Below are 18,317 nucleotides of genomic sequence, written 5' to 3'. Positions count from 1 at the left end.
ACCATGCCAAAGCGATTCGACATAAGGATCATTGCGCCATCGGGATATGCGGAAGACCGTACGGCGTGCCAACGGGCTATCGAGCGTCTTGAGGCCGCCGGACATCATGTGACCGGTAACAGCACGGTGGACCGCGTTGAGCTGCGCTTTGCAGGCAGCGATGAGCAGCGAGCCTCCGATATCAACGCACTGGCCGATCCTGATCGGCCCGTGCCCGATATCGTGCTTGCGGCGCACGGCGGCTACGGCGCCATTGCGATTCTGGACCGCCTCGATTACGCGGGCATCCGCGAGCGCATGAAGGAATCGTCCACCGTGATGGTGGGCCACGGCGATTTCACCGTGATTCAGGCTGCGCTTTATACGCGCTGCGGCCTCACCTCCATGCATGGCCCGATGCTTGCGGGCGATTTCGGTGCGGGCTTTCTGCGCGACTCCACCTGGCGTCACTTCTGGCAGACCGTACAGTCGCCCACCAGCCAGGTGGCATGGCAGCTTCCGGAAGATGTGAACGACCTGAAGGTGGAGGGCACGCTGTGGGGTGGCAATCTTTCGGCCATTTGCAGCCTGCTGGGCACCTCGTATTTCCCGTGCATCGACGACGGCATCCTGTTTCTGGAAGAAAGCGGCGAGCATGCTTTCCGTATCGAGCGCATGCTGTTCGAGCTGAAGCTTGCTGGCGTGCTTGACGCTCAGCGCGCCGTGCTGATTGGCAATCTCGGTGGTCAGCGCATCAGCGAATACGACAACGGTTACGACAGCGATCACGCGCTTCGCCGCGTATCCCAGGGCACGGCCACGCCGTTCCTGCGCGGTATCAGCGTGGGCCATGGGCTTGAGAAATCAACGCTGCCTTTTGGCGCTCATGCGGTGCTGGAAGTGATCGACGGCACGGCCACGCTGGACATGACCAACTACCGCTACGCCGGCCAGCCTTCGCTGCCGCGCGCGGTTCCCAGCTGACCTACTGGCCCGGTTGTCACATGGGAGTGAGGCTCCGGATGCGCTAGCCTGCGCGGACTGAACGTGTCCGGCTGGGGAAATCTGTGGGAATGCGCATGAAGCGATGGATCGGCCGGGTGATCGGCGTGCTTGCCGTGATGCCGATGGTGGCGATGGCTGAAGAAGCCAAACCGGTACACGTGGAGATCGAATCGAAGGTGCTGCACGAATCCCGTGCCTTTGATGTGTGGGTGCCCGACGAGGCTGCAAAACAGCCCAAGCGTCGTTTTGAAGTGCTGTACGTCCTGGATGGTGCCTCCAACGGCCCGCTGGTCAGGAACGTGACGGGGTTTCTGACCCAGGTGGGACTGATGCAGCCCACCATCGTGGTCAGCCTTCCCAACAGGGACACCCCCGCAGGCGATTCGCGCAATCGCGACTTCACGCCGATAGCTCTTCCGCAGCTGGCCGGCTCCGGAAAGGCTGATGTGTTTCTGGTCTTCCTGCGCGACGAAGTGCTGCCGTATGTGGACACGCACTTTCCCTCCAATGGCGTGCGCACGTTGCACGGCCATTCGCTGGGCGGCACGTTTGCCCTGTATGCGCTGGCCACGGACCCGTCCCTGTTTGGTGGATACGTGATCCTCGATCCCTCCGTCTGGGCCGACAAGGAAGGATTGCTCGTCGCGTTTGCGCAGAAGCTCCCCACCATGGATGTTCGCGGCAAAGCCATCTACATTGCGGCCCGAAGCGGCCGCGGCTACGACGACATGGGCATTTCCGCGCTGGAACCGGTATTTCGCGACAAGGCGCCGAAGGAGCTGTCGTGGAAGGTGGTGCAATACGCGGACGAAACGCATAGTTCGATCAAGTTCAAAGGTACCTACGACGGCTTCCGCTATACGTGGAAAGGCTACGGCCAGGCGCCCATCCATCTTGATCCGTTCGGCGGCATCGTGCTGCCCGGCAAGCCCATCGCCGTGGGCTTTGCGTCCGAAGACGAAGACATCCGGTACACCACGGACGGCACGCAACCGGGTAAACAATCGGCGCGCATGGAACTGACCGCGATGGTGTCTGTTCCGGAAAAGACCCGCTTCCGTCTGATGTCCAACAAGGGCATTTACGACCAGGACATTGCGCATCATCTGGTGACCGGCAAAGCCATTGCAGGACGTGGCAACGCATCACGTGTGCCGGCGGCGTGGCGCTACGCCATTTTCGATGGTGCCCGGTCATCGCATTCGAAGCCATTGAAAGAAGGCGCGGGCGAGACGGTGGATATCAACCATCCTGGTCCTGCTGTTTTCGTGGCTCACGCGGATCGCGATTTTGTGGTGAAGGAGGACGGCTATCATCTGTTCCTTCTGGAAGGCACCGACAAGGCGACGCTGCTTATTGATGGCAAGCGCTACCTGCCGTATGACGTTCACCCCGCCGAGCACGGTGACTGGCTGGTGCTTCCGCTGAAGGCGGGTGTGCATTCCCTGTCGGTTGATTTTCACCACGAGAGTGGCACGGCTGCGAATAGCGTGACCGTGTTCCAGTATGTATCCGGCACGCAGGAACCCGTGATGCCGCCGCTTATGCGGCTGTGACGACTTACTTCTGATGGAGTGCTGATTGTTGCGCCATGTACTTTTCATCTGCACGCAAAACCGCCTGCGCAGCCCGACGGCCGAGCAGGTATTTGCAGACTGGCCGGGTGTGGAGACGCAATCGGCGGGCCTGGGCAACGACGCCGACATACCAGTGTCGCCAGAGCTGCTTGGCTGGGCAGACCTGATCTTCGTGATGGAAAATACGCATCGCAACAAGCTGGCGAAAAAGTTTCGTTCGTCGTTGAACGGCAAGCGGGTCATTTGCCTGGGCATTCCGGATGACTACGATTTCATGGACCCCGTGCTGGTGCAGTTGCTGAAGACCAAGGTGTCGGGGTTTCTTCCGGTACCGCGTTAACCCACATCGTCAATCCCCATAAGGAACCGCATTTGATGTCAGGCAAGATCCACGCAGGTGCCGTGCTCTACGCGAAGGACGTAACCTCGCTGAAGGCATTTTATGAAGCGACGGCAGGATGCGAAGCGCAGCACGTGGAAGACGATCATGTCGTTCTTCAGGCGGCATCGTTTCAGCTGGTGATCCTGAGGGTGAGCGCGGAGATGGCGGGGCAAATCGACATCGAGGTGCCACCCCGGCGCCGGGACAACACGCCGCTCAAACTCGTGTTCTTCGTTGAAAGCATTGCGGCGTCACGCCATGCGGCGTTGGCGCACGGCGGCGCATTCAACGGCGTAGAAAAAGAGTGGACGTTTCAGGGGCACCGCGTATGCGACGGGTTGGACCCGGAAGGCAACGTCGTGCAGTTTCGCGAACACGTGGCCTGAGATTCTGCGTACAGACCCTGCCATGAAAGGGTATCTGTTGCCCGATATGACCGCCGGCGCGCGCTCATGCCAGAGGTCACGGCGACTTCCGGCAGGCGCAGCACGCATGCGCCGTACGTAACCTCAGGCTGCGCGAATCGTCGCGTGGTGCGGAGGTGGGGCATGTTGAGGTTCTCGTTGAGTGTTGCTGCGTTGCTGCTGTCGGCGCAAGTTATCGCGGCGCCACCCACTTCTGTCGCTGCGGATGTAGACCGGGTTGTTGCTGACGATATGGCGAAACATGGTACGCCTGCCGTATCCGTCGCCGTAATCCAGGATGGGCAAGTTGTGCTCAAGAAAACCTGGGGCGTGGCCAACGTCGAACTCGCCGTACCCGCCACGAATCAGACCCTCTACACGCTGGCCTCCACGACCAAGGAATTCACCGGCGTGGCGATCATGTCGCTGGTGGAGCAGGGCAAGATCGGGCTGGATGATCCGGTGCGAAAGTACCTGCCCGAGCTTCCCGCCCGCTGGGCGCCTGTCACCATTCGCCAGTGCCTGGCACACACTTCCGGCTTGCCGGACGGCGACGCGCCAGACGACGTCAACGTGCTGCCACTGGCTGGCACGCGCGACGATCTGCTGAAGCTGCTGGCAGACAAGCCGGTAAAAGCCCCCGGCGAGGCGACGGTCTACAACCAGACGGAATTCATGCTGCTCGGCGACATCATCGCGCGGGTAAGTGGCGAGCCTTACCAGACTTACATCACCGAACGCTTGCTCAGGCCGCTGGGTATCACCAGCATGCGGTGGGGCGATGGATGGACGGTGATTCCCGGCCGCGCTTCGCTGTATACCGCGCTGCAACCTACGGCCGACCGGTCGAAGTTGCAGCTGGATGCGAAAGGCCGGCCGGTGTATTCCACAACGGGCATCAACGCCTTTGGCTCCAAAGTGGTACCCGGATGGCTCATGCCTGCCGCTGGACTGAGCGGCAATCTGGATGCCCTGACGGCGTGGGAGCTGGCGCTGTGGAATGGCAAAGTCATCAAGCCGGCCACACTGGCCATCATGTCCCAACCCTATGCGCTGCGGGACGGTCGCAAAGGCGACTTCGGCCTCGCGGTCATGCCATACATGGTGAACAACACGCTGACCGTTTCATCCGGCGGTGGCGCGGCCGTCTGGGTGACGACCGTGCCCAGCAAACACCTGACCGTGATCGTGCTGACCAACCTGCAAGCCTCCTCGCCGGGCGACCTGGTGGAAAAGCTGCTTTACCTCTACGCGCCGTCGCTGCGCGGCGCACCCGGGGCGCCGTGATGTCCCGGTGCCCGGATAGCGCGGCAAGGATGCGCAAAACTTGAGGCCCGTCAGTGCAATAAAAAATGAGACGCAGGTCTCATTTTTTATTGCGAGCGCTCAGGCGAGCAGGCATGATTGCCTCGGCTTTGCTGTCGTAGAGCCTGATGCGGTGGCCTGAACGCGCCACACGGTGTCCGTCCAGGGGGCGGAGCGAAGGGACCGACAGCGGCGGGTCGTCAGGGGAGATGGTCACGACATCGGCTGGGGGTTACCCGGGCTGCTGCCGTGCATGCTCACCTGCACAGGGACTGGCACGCAAGATTCGGATTCGAGGTATCGCTGTGAAATCGTTTGCCTGGCTGCGCCTTGCTGGTGTGGTGGTAGGGATGACTGTGGCTGCTGTGCTTGCCGTGGCCGTGCCTGCGAAGCTCTGGAATTCGTCATCCGTGGCCGCTGCCGTGACGCTCGTGTTGTCGGTTGGCGGCATTCCGCTTTTTCTGCTGCCCACGTCCGGGCAGGCCCATCGCGTGAGCACGAGCTGGCTCGCCGGGGCCGCTGGCGCGTGGACGGCATCACTGCTTCTTGTTGCCGTGGGCGGCGTGCTTGCGGGCTTCTCCGAGCTGGCTGCCCCAGCGTGGGATTGCGTCTTTTTCTGGTATTGCCTGCTGGCTCTCGGCTGGGTGCTGATGCACGCGGCGACCGGCACGTTCGCGCAGACAACCGCACAACGGGATCTGGTGACATTCGACGCCCGTTCGCAATGGGCGTCGCAGCTGTGGGTGGCCACGCCGCTGGCCAGCGATGACGATGGCCGGCACGTAGTAAGGCGTCTGGTCGAGCGCGTGCAATACGCCGTTCGCGATGGTCAGGGTGATGAGCATCGCGACGCCGATGTCATGAATGCCATCAACGCGGTCGTGAAAGCGCTGCCCGTGGGGGGGGACATGCTGGCTGAGGCGGCACGCCGGCTGGACCTGCTGATGGAACAGCGCGACCAGGAAATCCGCGCCGCGCGCGCCTGCGCCTGAACGTCTGTCCGCAGGCATTCGTCAACGCAGGCGGCTCTTTCGTAGTACGGCGTGTTGAGGCTACTGAAGATGTTCGCGCAGGTGTTCGAGGAACAGCCGCACCTTGCGCGCCGGATGGGCCACGTTGGGAAAAACGGCATGTACGCCCTGAGTGGGTAACGTGTGGCGCCGCAGTACGCGCTGAAGGCTGCCCTGCGCCAGATCATCGTGCACCAGCCATTCGGGCACGATGGCCACGCCCGTTGCGGCCAGCGCGAAGGCGCGCAACGTGGACGCGTTGTCTACCGAGACAACGGCCTGAGGTGGGTTGGCAGGGATATTGTCGTGCGTGCCATCAGGCGCAACGACAGGAATATCCGCCAGTCGGGGATAGCCGATACGGGGCAGGGTGCGGATCGCTTCCATGTCGTCGCGCGAAGCGTTGTCCGGAAGCCGGGCCAGCAGCGCGGGTGCCGCCACCGCTAGCAGCGCGTGCTGTTCCAGCAATGTGGCGCGCAGCTGTGAATCTTGCAGCCGACCCAGACGGATGGCCATATCGAAGCGCTCGGGAATCAGGTCGGCGTGGGCAGGCGATGTCGACAGGTGTACCTGGAGCGCGGGATGGGCGGCCTGAAAGGTGGTCAGCAGCGGAATGACCCTGGCCTGCGCGTACTCCGGCGTGGTGGTCAGGCGCAGGGTGCCCCGCAGTTGCACGTGCTCGCTCCGGGCATCGTCGATGGCCTGTTCGGCAGCCGCCAGGAGTGTGAGGCAGTGCTGGTAGAAGCGCTCGCCGGCGTCGGTCAGCGACAGGTTGCGCGTGTTTCGTACGAGCAGGGTGACGCCGAGTTCTTCTTCCAGCTTCTTCAGGTTGAAGCTCACCACGGCCTTGCTCTGCCCCAGGGTTTGCGCGGCGGCCGTGAGGCTGCCGGCATCGACGATGGCTTTGAAGGTATCGAAGCGATCCAGGCTGACCATGGCGCGCACGCCTCACTGTCAAGTTTTGTTTGACAGTCTTGCACCGAACGTCCCGTATATAAAGACGTTTAGGCCGGTCACGCTATCGCCCCCTGATGTGGCGGATAGTGCAATGACATACCGGTTCAAAGTGGAAGCGCTGTATCTGCTGGGGTTTTCGCTGGACCTCATCAACATGTTCATTGCGAATGTCGCATATCCGGCCATGGCGACCGATCTTGGCGCCTCCGTGCAGCAACTGGCCTGGGTCGGCAATGCGTACATGCTGGGGCTGGCGCTGGTGATCCCGCTGGCGCTGTGGCTATCGGTGCGGTGGGGCGAGCGGCGCCTTTTGTGCGTGTCGCTGGCATCCTTCACGCTGGGTGCGTTGCTTGCCTCGCAGGCTTCCACGATTACCGGACTGATCGGATGGCGCTTTCTTCAGGGCCTGGGCGGCGGTCTGTTGATTCCCGTGGGACAGGCGCTGGCCTACCGCCATTGCCCGCCTGCTGATCGTGCGCGCATGACCGCGCGGATCATGGCAGTTGCATTGCTTGTGCCGGCGCTGGCACCCACGCTGGGCGGCTTCCTGGTAACGGCCGGCTCCTGGCGTAGCGTGCTGCTGGTCAGCGTGCCACCCGGGCTGGCTGCGCTGGCGCTTGCTGCGACATGGATACGCGCGGAGTCACGCCCGTCGCAGGACTTCTCTCTGGACGTCGCCGGACTGCTGCTGGGCTCGCTCGGCATCGGCTTGCTGCTGGTGTCCCTGAGTCTGTTGACCGACGCGGCCAGTCGTCCTGCTGGCGTCGTAGCGGCCGTCGCCGCGACCGTGGTTCTGCTGGGTTATGCGCGCGCATCCGCACGTGCAAGGCATCCGGTGCTGCAATGGTCGCTGTTGCGTCACGCATCACTGCGCACCGCGATGCTGATCTACCTGCTGGTGCCCGGCACCTTCATCGGCACGCAACTGGTGGCGACCCTGCGCCTGCATCAGCTGGGCTACAGCGCTGAAGCCATCGGCATGCTGATGGTGCCTTGGGCGTGCGCGTCTGCCGTGGCGATTGCGATCACCCGCCATGTTGTGACGCGCGTGGGGCCGCGTGTTCTGCTGACTTTCGGCATGCTGTTCCAGTCGGCCGGGATTGCCTCCTTGCCCTGGGTTGGCGCTGCGCAGCCTGTTTTTGCGGCGTTTGCCTTTGTGCTGATGGGCCTCGGCGGAAGCCTGTGCAGCAGCACCGCGCAGATACTCGCGTTTCAACGACTGTCCCCTGACGAGATGCTGGCGGGCAGTTCGCTATGGAATATCAATCGGCAACTGAGTTTCTGTCTCGTGGCTGCTGTGCTGGCGTGCGTGCTTGGCGTGCTGTCGGTCAGCCTGGCTCAGGCCGCGTTCGCGCTGACGCTGTGGCTGGCCAGCACACTGACCCTCCTGCCGATGCTGCTGATCTGGCGCCTGCCACCTGCTTCTTTGTCCCTCAACGAGCATCCCACATGACAACACCCGACGCTGTACACGAAGTGCATGTACTTCACGACATGCTGGAAGACTGGTTCAACGGACGCGTACCTGCGGAGGCTCTTGGCTCACTGCTGGAGCGCTTTTCGGACGATTTCCACATGGTGGGCATTCGCGGCATCCGGTTGAACAAGGCGGCGCTGTCCATGTTTTTCACGGGAGCGCATGGAAGCCGGCCCGGGTTGCGCATCGGCATCGACGCTTTGACGCTGGTCGCTCCCACGCACGATGGCCTGGTGGTGCGTTATCGCGAGATCCACGATGGCATGGGCGCGGCATCTGCTCGCGAGGCGCTGGCCATCTTCATGCGGACGGAAGAAGGCGCATTGCGATGGCTGGCGCTGCAGGAAACGCCAGCGGAGGTCTGATTGCCGGCTTATGCGCCGCCGACGTTGATACCGGCGGCGAATAGTGTGCAAAGCAGCGCCATGGCAATGGCAAACAGCGCGAGGCACAGCTGGCCGAAGCGCGGATGTTTCTCGCTCCATACCGCCAGCGCCATGTACACGCCCGGTGCCACGCCGAGGTAGCGGGTGATGGAAATCAGCGTGCCGGTGGCCAGAGGAGCAAGCAATGTCAGCGCGGTAAATACGGCCAGTCCGCGCCATCCGCGCTTCCAGCAGGTCACTGCACTGACGATGCCCAACACCGTGATCGGAAAATGCAGCAGCTTCGGATTCCACGGCACGATGATATGCGACGGTCGCGAGGTGTAGTCCAGCAGCGCGACCCACGGTGCCTTCAGCTCCCGCATCCACGCGACCTGAATATCCTTGAAGGCCAGCGGATTGCCGGTGATCGTCCACAGGTAAAACATGAAGGCAGCAATGCCCAAGCCGATGGGCGCCAGCGTCATCAGATCGCGAAATCTCCGCTCGCTCTTCATCCATTTGACGAAAAGGGCAGGCGCCAGAAAGAGGCCGTTGAAGCGCGTGGCGCCCGCGAGCATGCCGGCCAGACCCGCCAGCCACCAGCGCTGGATATAGACGGCCAGAAACGACAGTGTGACCAGGGCGAAGAAAAGCGACTCGGTATGCGGCAGCATCATGAAATAGCTGGATGGCCAGAACGACGCGAACAGCACGGCATCATCGGCGACCTTCGCAGACTGGGTGAGCTTCAGCGCCAGCTGCCACAGCATGCTCAATCCCGCGAATGCCAGCAGGTTGGCGAGGATCACGCCAGACCAGAACCACTCGCCGGTTGCCGTTGCTGCGGCTCGCCACAGAAGCGGGTGCAAGGGGAAGAAAGCCCAGTTGGCCTGTTTTGAGGTATCGAAGGCGCGTTGCTCGTAGCCATCTTTCGCGATGCCGAAATACCACGCGGCATCGTTGGCCTGCGACAGGCGACGCAGGCCGTCAGACATCGAACTGCCGGTCAGCTTGATCGTGGTCGAGTCATCGTGTCCCCACTGCTGCACAGGCACCTGCGCGATGAGCGGCACGGCGGCGAAAATCAGCAGCACCATCAGGCGGGACATCGCAAAAGGAACCAGTGCGCGTCGCATGCCGTTGGGCAGGCAGCCCCACAGTCGCGCGAAGATGAGGAACGGTGACGCGGTGCGGCTTGCAACAGTGGAGCTCATCAGGGGCGCGTCCTGCCGGGGCTTCGTGGGTAGCCGCCGATTTTACGGCAACGCGCCGCTGGCCGGGGGCAGCGAGACATGCCCGGAAATGTACGCAAGGCGGCGGTTCAAGGGTGCCATTGGACAGGTCAACTTCCTCCGGTGCGTGGTGTAACCTCCGGCGCCTCACCGAAGGAATGCCATGAGCATAATCAGGACCGTTGTTGTCACCCTCGTACTGGCAGGCCTTGCCGGGTGCGGCCTGCACACCACGCGCATGGCGATGAATCCGCCTGTTGCCGATCAGCCCGGCGGCGGTCGCAACGTGGTGATCGCCGAAGTCACGGATGGGCGCGCTTTCGCGACCTTGCCCGAGTCGAGCCGCGAACGCCTTGACGCCTCTGCGCAGGCGGAGCTGGGTGTTCCGGGTCGTTCGGCGGCCATAGGCGGCAACGGCAACTTCATCGTGATGTTGAAGCAGGGTGACTCCGTACAGGACTGGGTGCGCGATCTGGTCACGACCGGCTTGCGCAAGAACGGCTACATCGTCGTGCCGAAAACCTCGGCCCCGGCTGGCACTCCGACCATTTCGGTGAAGGTGGAGGAGTTCTGGACGTACGTGCCCGTCAATTTCGGCCGCGCGCTGACATGGACCAACCAGATGAAGGCCTGGATTCAGACGCGCATCGAGATTCAGGGGCAGGCCGAGCCTGCGGTGGTCACGGTCAGCGGCACGGGGGCTCACATCATCCAGATGTTCTCCGAACAGAACGTGCGCGAGTCGTACGGGCTGGCCGCTGATGATTACCTGATCCAGTTCCAGCGGAAGGTGCTGGCAGCTCTTCTGTAACGCCTGCCTTGCGGAACGCGTCGGCCCATCTATGGACAGATCGGGCCTGTCGTCAGTAGGCTCCGGAGGCCGCATCCGGGCTTGTCGCATCCGGCGGCGCCCGGGGCATGTATTCGCCGTCGACTTCTTCGCTCGTCAACCCTGGTTGAGGCGCTCATGAATCCTGATCCGAATGTGCCAGGCGGCAAGCCTCTTCCCACAACGAAGAACAGGGGATTCATTCTCCCGAAGAATACGCAGGGCGATCAGCGGCGGCAGCGACGCAGGGCCGATCCCGGTCGCAAGTATCCCAAGCTCGATATCCGGTACGGCGACCCGCCCACTTCGACAAAGCCTGATGTCCGCAAGAGTTCCGCGCCTTCGTTCGGGCACCCTGCGCCGCAGCGCATGCCCCAGCCCAGGAGCAGCGCTCCGCGGACACCATCTCCACCGCGTGGCCGGGACAATTCGGTAAGTCATCAAAGCGGCATCGGCAAGAAGCCGCAGGAGAAGAAGCGCCCCACGCTGGTACTCGACCTGACCGGTGATTCCGAACCGGTAAAAGCGAAGCCGCATCTTTCGTCGTCCCACGCGCCCTCACTGACGCGTTCATCGCCGAAGCCCCCCAAGACCACTCAGCCATCAAAGACTCATTCTTCGCCCCGGCGCCTTGACTCGCCTTCGCGGAAATCGCCGGATCAGGCCACAAAGAAGCGGCCGCACGATCAACAGCAGGCGCGCCCGAAGATCCATCTTGACCTGACCGGCTCAGATTCTGATTCCGACTCCGGGCCGGTGAAGAAGAGGCCGCGCGGCATGTCGCCCGTGGCCAGCCCGAGTTCGTCGCCAATGCTGTCGCCGTTGCTTTCATCGCCCCGGTCGGTGAGCAAGCCTCAGCCTTTCACAGGCCAGTCTTCCTCAGGACGCTCGCCGGACCCGTTCTTAGGGCACGGGGCGAAGCAGTCGTTTGACCCGTCGCCGTCACCGCAGCCTTCAATGCATCCACAGCCTTTGTCGTTGTCGCTGGCACCGATGCTTTCACCGTCGTTGTTGCAGCCGTTCGGTTTCCCGAGCCCTGTGCCGACGAATGTTCCTTCTTCCATGATGCTCGCGACATCGACGACGGCGATTCCCGGCAGGCCGCTGTATGGAAAGGGCAGTCGGGTTGCCCTGAAGGACTTTGGTGCTTTCCGGACGAAATTTTTAGCAGGGAAATACGGTACTTCGCTGGAGCGTAGCGACTCCGACCTCAATGAATTGCGCTTGATAGACGGCATTCGGGGAGCGAAACAAAGTCACGATGCGACGACGGAAGACAAGTTCAAGGCAGGCTGGATTAACGAGGCGCGGCAGTACCACGCTGCACTGAAAAAGTACCGGAAGATGCCTCAGGAAGAGAAAGCCAAGCGCCAGTACTTCCCGCAAGTGGAATTGGGCGGAGGCGCCCGGCGACCAGACCTTTTGAAGATCAAGACCGAAACGTCAGATTCCGGAGGCAAGCAGGCGGTTGCTACATTTACAGAGTTCAAGACCAACTCGCACGAACCCGGGCAGAGAAAGGACGTTTTCAAGATTCTGCAAAGTGACAAGGTAAATGCGACTGTCACGTCCATACCGAGGTCTGGCATGACCCGATCCATCGCCCTCGGCGAAGGCGGCGCCAGCATCAAGCGATTCAAGACAGTGTTTGCGGGCCAAAAACCGGCGATGAATGAGCCGTCGGAAACGACAGCGCTTGTGGAGCGACGCAATAGCAAGGCATACATCGCCAAGACGTCCATCGAAGTGACAAACGTATCGGCCCGTCATAGTTAGATTGGGGCGTCGCTGCTCAGCGCTCCTCAACGGCACACAACGGCACACAACGGCACTTCCTCCGGCCGTAGCGTCAATACGCGCACACCCTTACGCGTTACAGCAACGGTGTGCTCGAACTGCGCAGAAAGCTTGCCGTCGCGTGTATATACCGGCCACACATCAGGTTCCGCGCGAATCGCCGCTTTGCCCTGATTGAGCATCGGCTCGATGGTGAACACCATGCCTTCCTTCAGTTCCAGCCCGGTTCCTGCGTGGCCGTAGTGCAGGATCTGCGGATCTTCATGCATCTCACGACCGATGCCGTGTCCGCAGTATTCCTTCACGACGGTGTAGCCCTGTTCGCGTGCGTAGCGGGCGATGGCGTGGCCTATGTCGCCCAGGCGGGCACCCGGTCGCACGGCGGCAATGCCTTTCCACATCGCTTCGTACGTTGCGCGGACGAGGCGGCGTGCGGGGTAGGGCACGTCGCCAACCAGGTAGGTGGTGCTGGAATCGGCAATGAAGCCATTCTTCTCCAGCGTGATGTCCAGATTGACGATCTGCCCGTTGCGCAGCACGTCCTCTGCGGACGGCATGCCATGACACACGACATCGTCAATCGATGCATTGAGCACATACGGAAAGTCATATTGGCCCTTGCTGGCGGGGCGCGCGTGCAATTCGTCGACGATCAGGCGTTCGACGAAATTGTTGATTTCAAGCGTGCTCTTGCCTTCCAGCGGCATGCGGTTCAGAACGTCAAACACCTGCGCAAGTAGCGCTCCGGACTGTGCCATGAGCTCCAGTTCGTGAGGCTGCTTGATCATGTGTGTCGCTCACCCAGAAGTGGCGACTGCACGCCTGCGCTTTTCAGTTCAGCAGCAACGATGTCCTGAAAGCTGATGTCAGGATGCATTTCGCACAGCATCCCCACCTTGATCCAGAAGTTGGCCTGCGCGTTGATGGACCGGTGCGTGACGGTGCAGGCGCGGCGAAGTTGGTCGTGAAGCTCGTCGTCGATGTTGACGATACCCATGGCGAAGCCCGATTCAGGAATATATGAATCGTATATGTTACATATATTCGCCGCGCGCGTATCCCTAGCGAATCAGTTGCCGGATGCCAGCCGCGACGATTAGGGTGCCGCAAAACCGGTCCATCCAGACTTTGCCCCGCCGGTAGCCTGCGGCGATGCGAGGCGTGGCCAGCAGGATGGCCACGAAGCCGTACCAGACCGTGGCGACCACAGCCACGGTGGCGAGCATGCCGAAGAAGGTGGGTGCGTTGACGTGCCGGGGCGCTGCCGCAGCGAACACTGCGGCGTAGAAGGCCATGGCTTTCGGGTTCGCAATGTTTGTCGCAACACCCGCCCTGAAAGCCTGCCCGGCGGCCCCTTTGCTTTCGCGAACGGCCGGCGTGCTGGTATGCCCCGCGCGAACGATCAGACGGCCGCCAAACCAGATCAGATAGCCCGCGCCCATGATCTTCACGGCGAGCGCAATCCACGGGAATGTGGCGAACACGATGCCGATGCCCAGAATGGAGCACGTGGCCCAGAACAGATTGACGACCACTATGCCGGCCACAAGCGCCAACGCCTGACGGATATTCGACGATGCAGCCCTGTGCGCCACGGCAACAAAGTTGGGGCCAGGAATAATGACTCCCGCTATGTAGACGGAAAAGACGACGGCAATGGCGTGGAGATCAAGCATGGCTAAGTGCCGGGTATGAGGGCTGACCCTGATTTTCAGGGATGTATGGCGTAGATGAAGAAGTCGTTGTCACGCTTCCAGCCCAAGCCTTCGTAAAGCGCCTGGGCGGGAATGTTGTCGCGAGCAGTCTGCAGCTCCAGCCGTCCCGCGCCCCGGCGACGGGCCTCGTTCACCGCTTCCACCATCAAGTTCCGGGCGATGCCCTGGCGACGGGCCCGTTGGGCCACGAACAGATCGTAGAGGATGAAGCTGGGGACCGCGCCTACCGAATCGAAGAGGGGATAAAGCTGGGTGAAAGCGACGATATCGCCATCGACTGTTTCACCGACGAGCACCAAAGATGAGCCTTCCGACAGGCGCGACTCCATGAAGCGCCGCGCCAGTGAGGCATCGGCCGGTTGTGCGTAGAACTGCCGATACTCATCGAAAAGTACGGCTACCTGATCCAGGTCCTTCAGATCCGCTACGCGCACCGTTGCCGACATGGGCCTTTCCTGGGAACGTGACTTCGGTCTGCTGAGCATAGGCGATTCGGGCTTCTGAAACGACAAGGGGGCGGCAGATGTCTGCCGCCCCCTTGCGTGGCTCCAGCGTTTACATCACTTGCTATACGTTTTTGCGTCGAACGCGCTGGAGTCGATGGCTGCGCCGAGCTTCGGTGACGTCACTTCGTCGCTTATCCTTCTCACACCAGCCATGTCCCCTTCATCACGGAGTAGCGAATGCCGGACAAGCCAGATGCGATCAAGGCCGTCGACGCTCCGCCTCGCACGAAGCCCAGCAACTACCCCGAACCCTTCGCATCCTTGATGGCGGGCAGGGTGAAACGGCCTTTGGGAGACATGTTCGGCATTACCAACTTCGGCGTAAACCTGAGCGTCCTGCCCCCGGGCTCCGTTTCAGCACTGCATCACCAGCATACGAAACAGGATGAATTCATCTACGTTCTTGAAGGCCACCCGACGCTCATCACGGATGCCGGCGAGAGGGTGTTGGAGCCCGGCATGGTGGCCGGATTTGCCGCTGGCGGAACGCCCCATCATCTGGAGAATCGCACGCAGACCGATTGCGTGATTCTTGAGGTAGGAGATCGCAGCGCAGGGGACGAGGTCAGTTATCCCGCAGATGACCTTCAGGCGGTGATGGGGGCCGACGGGAAGTGGGTGTTTGCGCGTAAGGATGGGCGGGGGTATTGAGGGCGAACAGCGCTCCTACCCTCAATCCTGGCAACGTCGCACCGCTGACGGCAGCAGGTCTTGTGGCCACGCGGATCATATTTGTTATCGTAAACACAGCATCTGAACTGCTTTGAACTTGCCCATATCGACCCGCACAAATTGACGGTATCCAAATAATCGGCTGCCCACCAAAACACAGAGAAGAAGACCGATGACTGAATTCAAGGATGCCGACATCGCCCGGGGCTGGGTTGATATGCACCGTGCTGCCAAGGGGTCTGATGCCCAGAATTCCAACTTCTGGGCATACGAGGCGCTCGAGGACCTTCGCGGTCATGACGTAGAACGATATTGGGAAATCATTAACGAGATAAGGCGTCTGGACGACTCCGATTTGATGTTGTCCAATCTGGCTGCGGGCCCGCTCGAAGATCTCCTGGTGACCTCGGGAAGCGCCTTTATCGACAGGTGCGAAGCGCTCGCCAAAACAGATGACCGTTTCAAAGCCATGCTCGGGATGGTCTGGAAAAACAGCATCCCCGACGACATCTGGGAGCGGGTTCATCTCGCATCTACATGCAAATAACGAGACGTGTGGCTGTTTTCACCAATCGCATAACCGAACCCTTCAACAAAGCCGCCGTCATGTTTGACTTCGAGCATAGGGAAGATGCGAAAGCGTCCATGCTCATTGGTGAAGCGTCCTCGTTGATTCGAGCCAGATAGAAGTAGAGTTTCCCCCGAAGGAGCTCTACATGAAAAAGCCGAAGTTCAGCCAAGAGCAGATCGTGCGCATCCTCAAAGAGGTCGAGGCCGGCGCGAGGGTGGCCGAAACGTGCCGCAAGCACGGCATCAGGGAGCCGACCTACTACGTCTGGAAGAACGAATACGCCGACATGGAGGTGTCGCAGCTACGGCATCTGAAGGATGTCCAAGCTGAGTTGGCGCGCCTCAAGCGCATGTACGCCGACTTGGCGCTGAAGCACCACGCGCTGAAGGATGTCCTGTCGCGAAAGCTCTAAGCCAGGCTGGGCGACGGGAGCTGAGCCTGGCGATGCAAACCCATCGTGGCCTGAGTGCCCGGCGTGCGGATCGCGCGCCGAGGCGGTCGCGTTCGGCGCGCCACTACCGATCACGGGTGCGCGACAATGGCCCTCCGTTTACCGCCATCGAGGCGCACCTGAAAGGCAACCCGGGTCACGGCTTCGGCCTGCTGTTCGACCAGGCGCTTCGGCCTCAGGGCTTTGGCAAGACCCGCAGTTGGCGGGTCTATGTGGGCTTGCGCCTGAACCTTCTACGTCGTGGCAAGCGTCGTTGATCCGAGCGCACCCGCGACCCGCTGGAGATTCCCATGCAGGCTAATCACACCTCGTCGGCTGATTCCATGAGCGATGCCCTATGGTCGGGCCGCCGTTTCCGCACATTCAACGTCAACGATGATTTCAATTGCCAGTCGCTACGTATCGAAATCGATACGAGCTTGTCCTCGCAACGCGTCATTCGCGTTCTGGACGAGCTCGTTGAGCTTCGCGGCGCCGCGCGACGACTGCGATTAGACAATGGCCCTGAATTCATCAGCGCGGCCCTCAAACAGTGGGCTCTACGGCATGGCGTCGAACTGCTGCACATCCAGCCAGGTAAGCCCACCCAGAACGAGTACATCGAACGCTTCAACCGCACCTTCCGCACCGAAGTGCTGGATCGCTACGTCTTCACCACGCTCGCCGAAGTCCGGCGTATGACCGACGACTGGCAACAGCGCTACAACCATGACCGGCCACATCGCTCTCTCGGTGGCCTGTTGCCCGTCCGTTATGCCATGGCATCATAAATCACCTCTACTTCTGGATGACTCGAAAGTACGAGGACGCTTCAAGATCCATCAGGTGATGTGATCCGCATTTTGATTTGATGTCAGTGATATGGGCGTAATAACATGACATACGGCTTGACGATCAACGACAATCCCCCGATCTGGATTGAGGACGCATCGTTCGTGGTGATCAGCGTGGTTGCGGGTTGGGAGCAGAGCGTCGCTTCACTCTCCATCGGTGGACGTCACTTGTCGGGCATGAGTAAGACTTGGGCGAACGCGAGCTTGGCGATCGGAGACCATCTAGCCATCATCTGCCAATCCGACAACCTTTCACCTAAGGGCGGTTGTTCAGGCAACCAGGGAGCGATCCCAAAATTCGGCAACGGAAACATCTCCGGCTTCGCCCTAAATGTCGAAGGAGAAGACGCGACGTTGATAGAGATTTCCGCCCACGACCTGGTTCAGGTAGTCGGAACCTGGGATGCAGTGTCGGACGTGTTTAATATTTCGCTCAATGCGATGACTTCGAATAGAGAAGGCACCATTGATGACGATGACGGGCTCATCCTTGAACAGCCATCTGGCACCTTTCGACCAATACACATACGCATCGTTTGACGTGTGTTTCATCCATCGATTTTGGGCTACGCCGCAAGAGACGGCTCGCGCTCTTCCTGGTGCGTGACGCCTCGCCGACCTGGACGCCTGGACAGCCGTCTCAAGCATTTAGCCTGCCGCGCCCGCTCGTGCTCTCCGTGCTCGCCAAGCCGCGCTGTGTCAAGGCCAGCCACCGGCGTCGCTGCAGGGTCGCGTCAAGGGTGTGGTTACCAGGGCAGTATTTCGATGCGGAGTCTGGGCTGAATTACAACGTAGATCGGGATTACGAAGCCGCGTCTGGGCGATGCATTCAGAGCGACCCGATGGGAGTCACTGCGGGTCCGACAACCTATGGCTATGTTTCCGGGAACTCACTACTCGCATGGGACGAGCTTGGTCTCGTCAGGCATACAACGGGGAAGACAGTCGATTGTGGCGGCGGTTGTACCATCCGAATCGACTACACCTTCGATGAGGCGACTCAAATCAAGAGCCGGCATCTTCACTGGGATTGCAAGGGTCAGGAGGGAAGCTGCGGCGAGAATGGCAATGACTCGCACGACGGAAGCTGGGATGATGTGAAGCGTCCTCGTACTTTCGAGAAATCGGCATTAGCTCATGCGTCGCCGCCGTGTTTTCAATTGGCCTCGAAAGTACGAGGACGCTTCAATCCCATACGGTTGCAGAAAATCGTCACACCTTTACCAATCGCTCAGTAACTTTCAGAA

General features: G+C 61.0%; 20 protein-coding genes and 1 pseudogene. 15 read left to right on the top strand and 6 right to left on the bottom strand.

What is annotated here, in order from left to right; genetic code table 11:
* Positions 1–3: 3 nt before the first annotated feature.
* The 6 genes from FHW69_RS17210 (at position 4) to FHW69_RS17185 (ending at position 5,644) form a co-directional block, all read left to right on the top strand.
* Positions 4–963: an LD-carboxypeptidase gene (locus tag FHW69_RS17210; RefSeq protein WP_183424337.1), complete on the top strand. Its 960-nt coding sequence runs from the start codon at positions 4–6 to the stop codon at positions 961–963.
* Between the two features lie 95 nt (positions 964–1,058).
* Positions 1,059–2,540 (top strand): alpha/beta hydrolase-fold protein, encoded by a 1,482-nt coding sequence (locus tag FHW69_RS17205; RefSeq protein WP_183424336.1) that lies wholly within the window; start codon positions 1,059–1,061, stop codon positions 2,538–2,540.
* Positions 2,541–2,565: 25 nt separating this feature from the next.
* Positions 2,566–2,901, top strand: a complete 336-nt coding sequence (locus tag FHW69_RS17200) for a low molecular weight protein tyrosine phosphatase family protein (RefSeq protein WP_183424335.1) — start codon at positions 2,566–2,568, stop codon at positions 2,899–2,901.
* 35 nt (positions 2,902–2,936) lie between these two features.
* Positions 2,937–3,329, top strand: coding sequence for a VOC family protein (locus FHW69_RS17195; RefSeq protein WP_183424334.1), 393 nt, complete (start codon positions 2,937–2,939; stop codon positions 3,327–3,329).
* Positions 3,330–3,491: 162 nt separating this feature from the next.
* Positions 3,492–4,634, top strand: a complete 1,143-nt coding sequence (locus FHW69_RS17190) for a serine hydrolase domain-containing protein (protein ID WP_183424333.1) — start codon at positions 3,492–3,494, stop codon at positions 4,632–4,634.
* Between the two features lie 323 nt (positions 4,635–4,957).
* Complete coding sequence (locus FHW69_RS17185) at positions 4,958–5,644, top strand: hypothetical protein (protein ID WP_183424332.1); 687 nt, start codon at positions 4,958–4,960, stop codon at positions 5,642–5,644.
* Positions 5,645–5,704: 60 nt separating this feature from the next.
* On the opposite strand, the gene FHW69_RS17180 is transcribed toward FHW69_RS17185, so the two are convergent.
* Complete coding sequence (locus tag FHW69_RS17180) at positions 5,705–6,598, bottom strand: LysR family transcriptional regulator (RefSeq protein WP_183424331.1); 894 nt, start codon at positions 6,596–6,598, stop codon at positions 5,705–5,707.
* Positions 6,599–6,710: 112 nt separating this feature from the next.
* On the opposite strand from FHW69_RS17180, the gene FHW69_RS17175 reads away from it, so the two are divergent.
* Both FHW69_RS17175 and FHW69_RS17170 read left to right on the top strand, forming a co-directional pair.
* Positions 6,711–8,072 (top strand): MFS transporter, encoded by a 1,362-nt coding sequence (locus tag FHW69_RS17175; protein WP_183424330.1) that lies wholly within the window; start codon positions 6,711–6,713, stop codon positions 8,070–8,072.
* Positions 8,069–8,461, top strand: coding sequence for a hypothetical protein (locus tag FHW69_RS17170; RefSeq protein ID WP_183424329.1), 393 nt, complete (start codon positions 8,069–8,071; stop codon positions 8,459–8,461). The genes FHW69_RS17175 and FHW69_RS17170 overlap by 4 nt, the downstream gene beginning before the upstream one ends.
* Positions 8,462–8,469: 8 nt before the next feature.
* Here the strand turns inward: FHW69_RS17170 and FHW69_RS17165 are convergent, their stop codons facing one another.
* On the bottom strand, positions 8,470–9,678 hold the full coding sequence (locus FHW69_RS17165) for a hypothetical protein (RefSeq protein ID WP_183424328.1): 1,209 nt from the start codon (positions 9,676–9,678) through the stop codon (positions 8,470–8,472).
* A gap of 181 nt (positions 9,679–9,859) precedes the next feature.
* On the opposite strand from FHW69_RS17165, the gene FHW69_RS17160 reads away from it, so the two are divergent.
* Positions 9,860–10,507: a hypothetical protein gene (locus FHW69_RS17160; protein ID WP_183424327.1), complete on the top strand. Its 648-nt coding sequence runs from the start codon at positions 9,860–9,862 to the stop codon at positions 10,505–10,507.
* Between the two features lie 156 nt (positions 10,508–10,663).
* A complete protein-coding gene (locus tag FHW69_RS17155; protein ID WP_183424326.1) occupies positions 10,664–12,301 on the top strand; it encodes a hypothetical protein in 1,638 nt (545 codons plus the stop codon).
* Positions 12,302–12,327: 26 nt separating this feature from the next.
* Here FHW69_RS17155 and map read toward each other — a convergent pair whose 3' ends face one another.
* The 4 genes from map to FHW69_RS17135 form a co-directional block, all read right to left on the bottom strand.
* Positions 12,328–13,110 carry a type I methionyl aminopeptidase gene (gene map / locus FHW69_RS17150; RefSeq protein ID WP_183424325.1) on the bottom strand — a complete coding sequence of 261 codons (783 nt, stop codon included), beginning with the start codon at positions 13,108–13,110 and terminating at the stop codon, positions 12,328–12,330.
* Positions 13,107–13,319, bottom strand: a complete 213-nt coding sequence (locus FHW69_RS17145; protein WP_183424324.1) for a ParD-like family protein — start codon at positions 13,317–13,319, stop codon at positions 13,107–13,109. Before FHW69_RS17145 ends, map begins: the two co-directional genes overlap by 4 nt.
* A gap of 64 nt (positions 13,320–13,383) precedes the next feature.
* Positions 13,384–13,998, bottom strand: coding sequence for a LysE family translocator (locus FHW69_RS17140; RefSeq protein ID WP_183424323.1), 615 nt, complete (start codon positions 13,996–13,998; stop codon positions 13,384–13,386).
* 35 nt (positions 13,999–14,033) lie between these two features.
* Entirely contained in the window at positions 14,034–14,483 is a 450-nt protein-coding gene (locus tag FHW69_RS17135) for a GNAT family N-acetyltransferase (RefSeq protein ID WP_183424322.1), read from the bottom strand.
* Between the two features lie 237 nt (positions 14,484–14,720).
* Here FHW69_RS17135 and FHW69_RS17130 point away from each other — a divergent pair, with 237 nt between their 5' ends.
* The 5 genes and pseudogenes from FHW69_RS17130 to FHW69_RS17110 all read left to right on the top strand — a co-directional run bounded on the left by FHW69_RS17130 (position 14,721) and on the right by FHW69_RS17110 (position 18,308).
* Positions 14,721–15,194, top strand: coding sequence for a cupin domain-containing protein (locus tag FHW69_RS17130; RefSeq protein WP_183424321.1), 474 nt, complete (start codon positions 14,721–14,723; stop codon positions 15,192–15,194).
* A 193-nt stretch (positions 15,195–15,387) separates the two neighbouring features.
* Positions 15,388–15,762: a DUF6869 domain-containing protein gene (locus FHW69_RS17125; protein ID WP_183424320.1), complete on the top strand. Its 375-nt coding sequence runs from the start codon at positions 15,388–15,390 to the stop codon at positions 15,760–15,762.
* A gap of 169 nt (positions 15,763–15,931) precedes the next feature.
* Positions 15,932–17,007, top strand: a pseudogene (locus FHW69_RS17120) (IS3 family transposase).
* 117 nt (positions 17,008–17,124) lie between these two features.
* Positions 17,125–17,610 (top strand): hypothetical protein, encoded by a 486-nt coding sequence (locus FHW69_RS17115; RefSeq protein ID WP_183424319.1) that lies wholly within the window; start codon positions 17,125–17,127, stop codon positions 17,608–17,610.
* Positions 17,611–17,669: 59 nt separating this feature from the next.
* Positions 17,670–18,308: an RHS repeat-associated core domain-containing protein gene (locus FHW69_RS17110; RefSeq protein WP_343204045.1), complete on the top strand. Its 639-nt coding sequence runs from the start codon at positions 17,670–17,672 to the stop codon at positions 18,306–18,308.
* The last annotated feature ends 9 nt before the right edge of the window (positions 18,309–18,317 follow it).

It is taken from the genome of Luteibacter sp. Sphag1AF (assembly GCF_014192715.1).
In the GTDB taxonomy this organism is placed as follows: domain Bacteria; phylum Pseudomonadota; class Gammaproteobacteria; order Xanthomonadales; family Rhodanobacteraceae; genus Luteibacter.
Note: the sequence above shows the minus strand (reverse complement) of the source record. Positions and strands in the feature narration are given on the sequence as shown.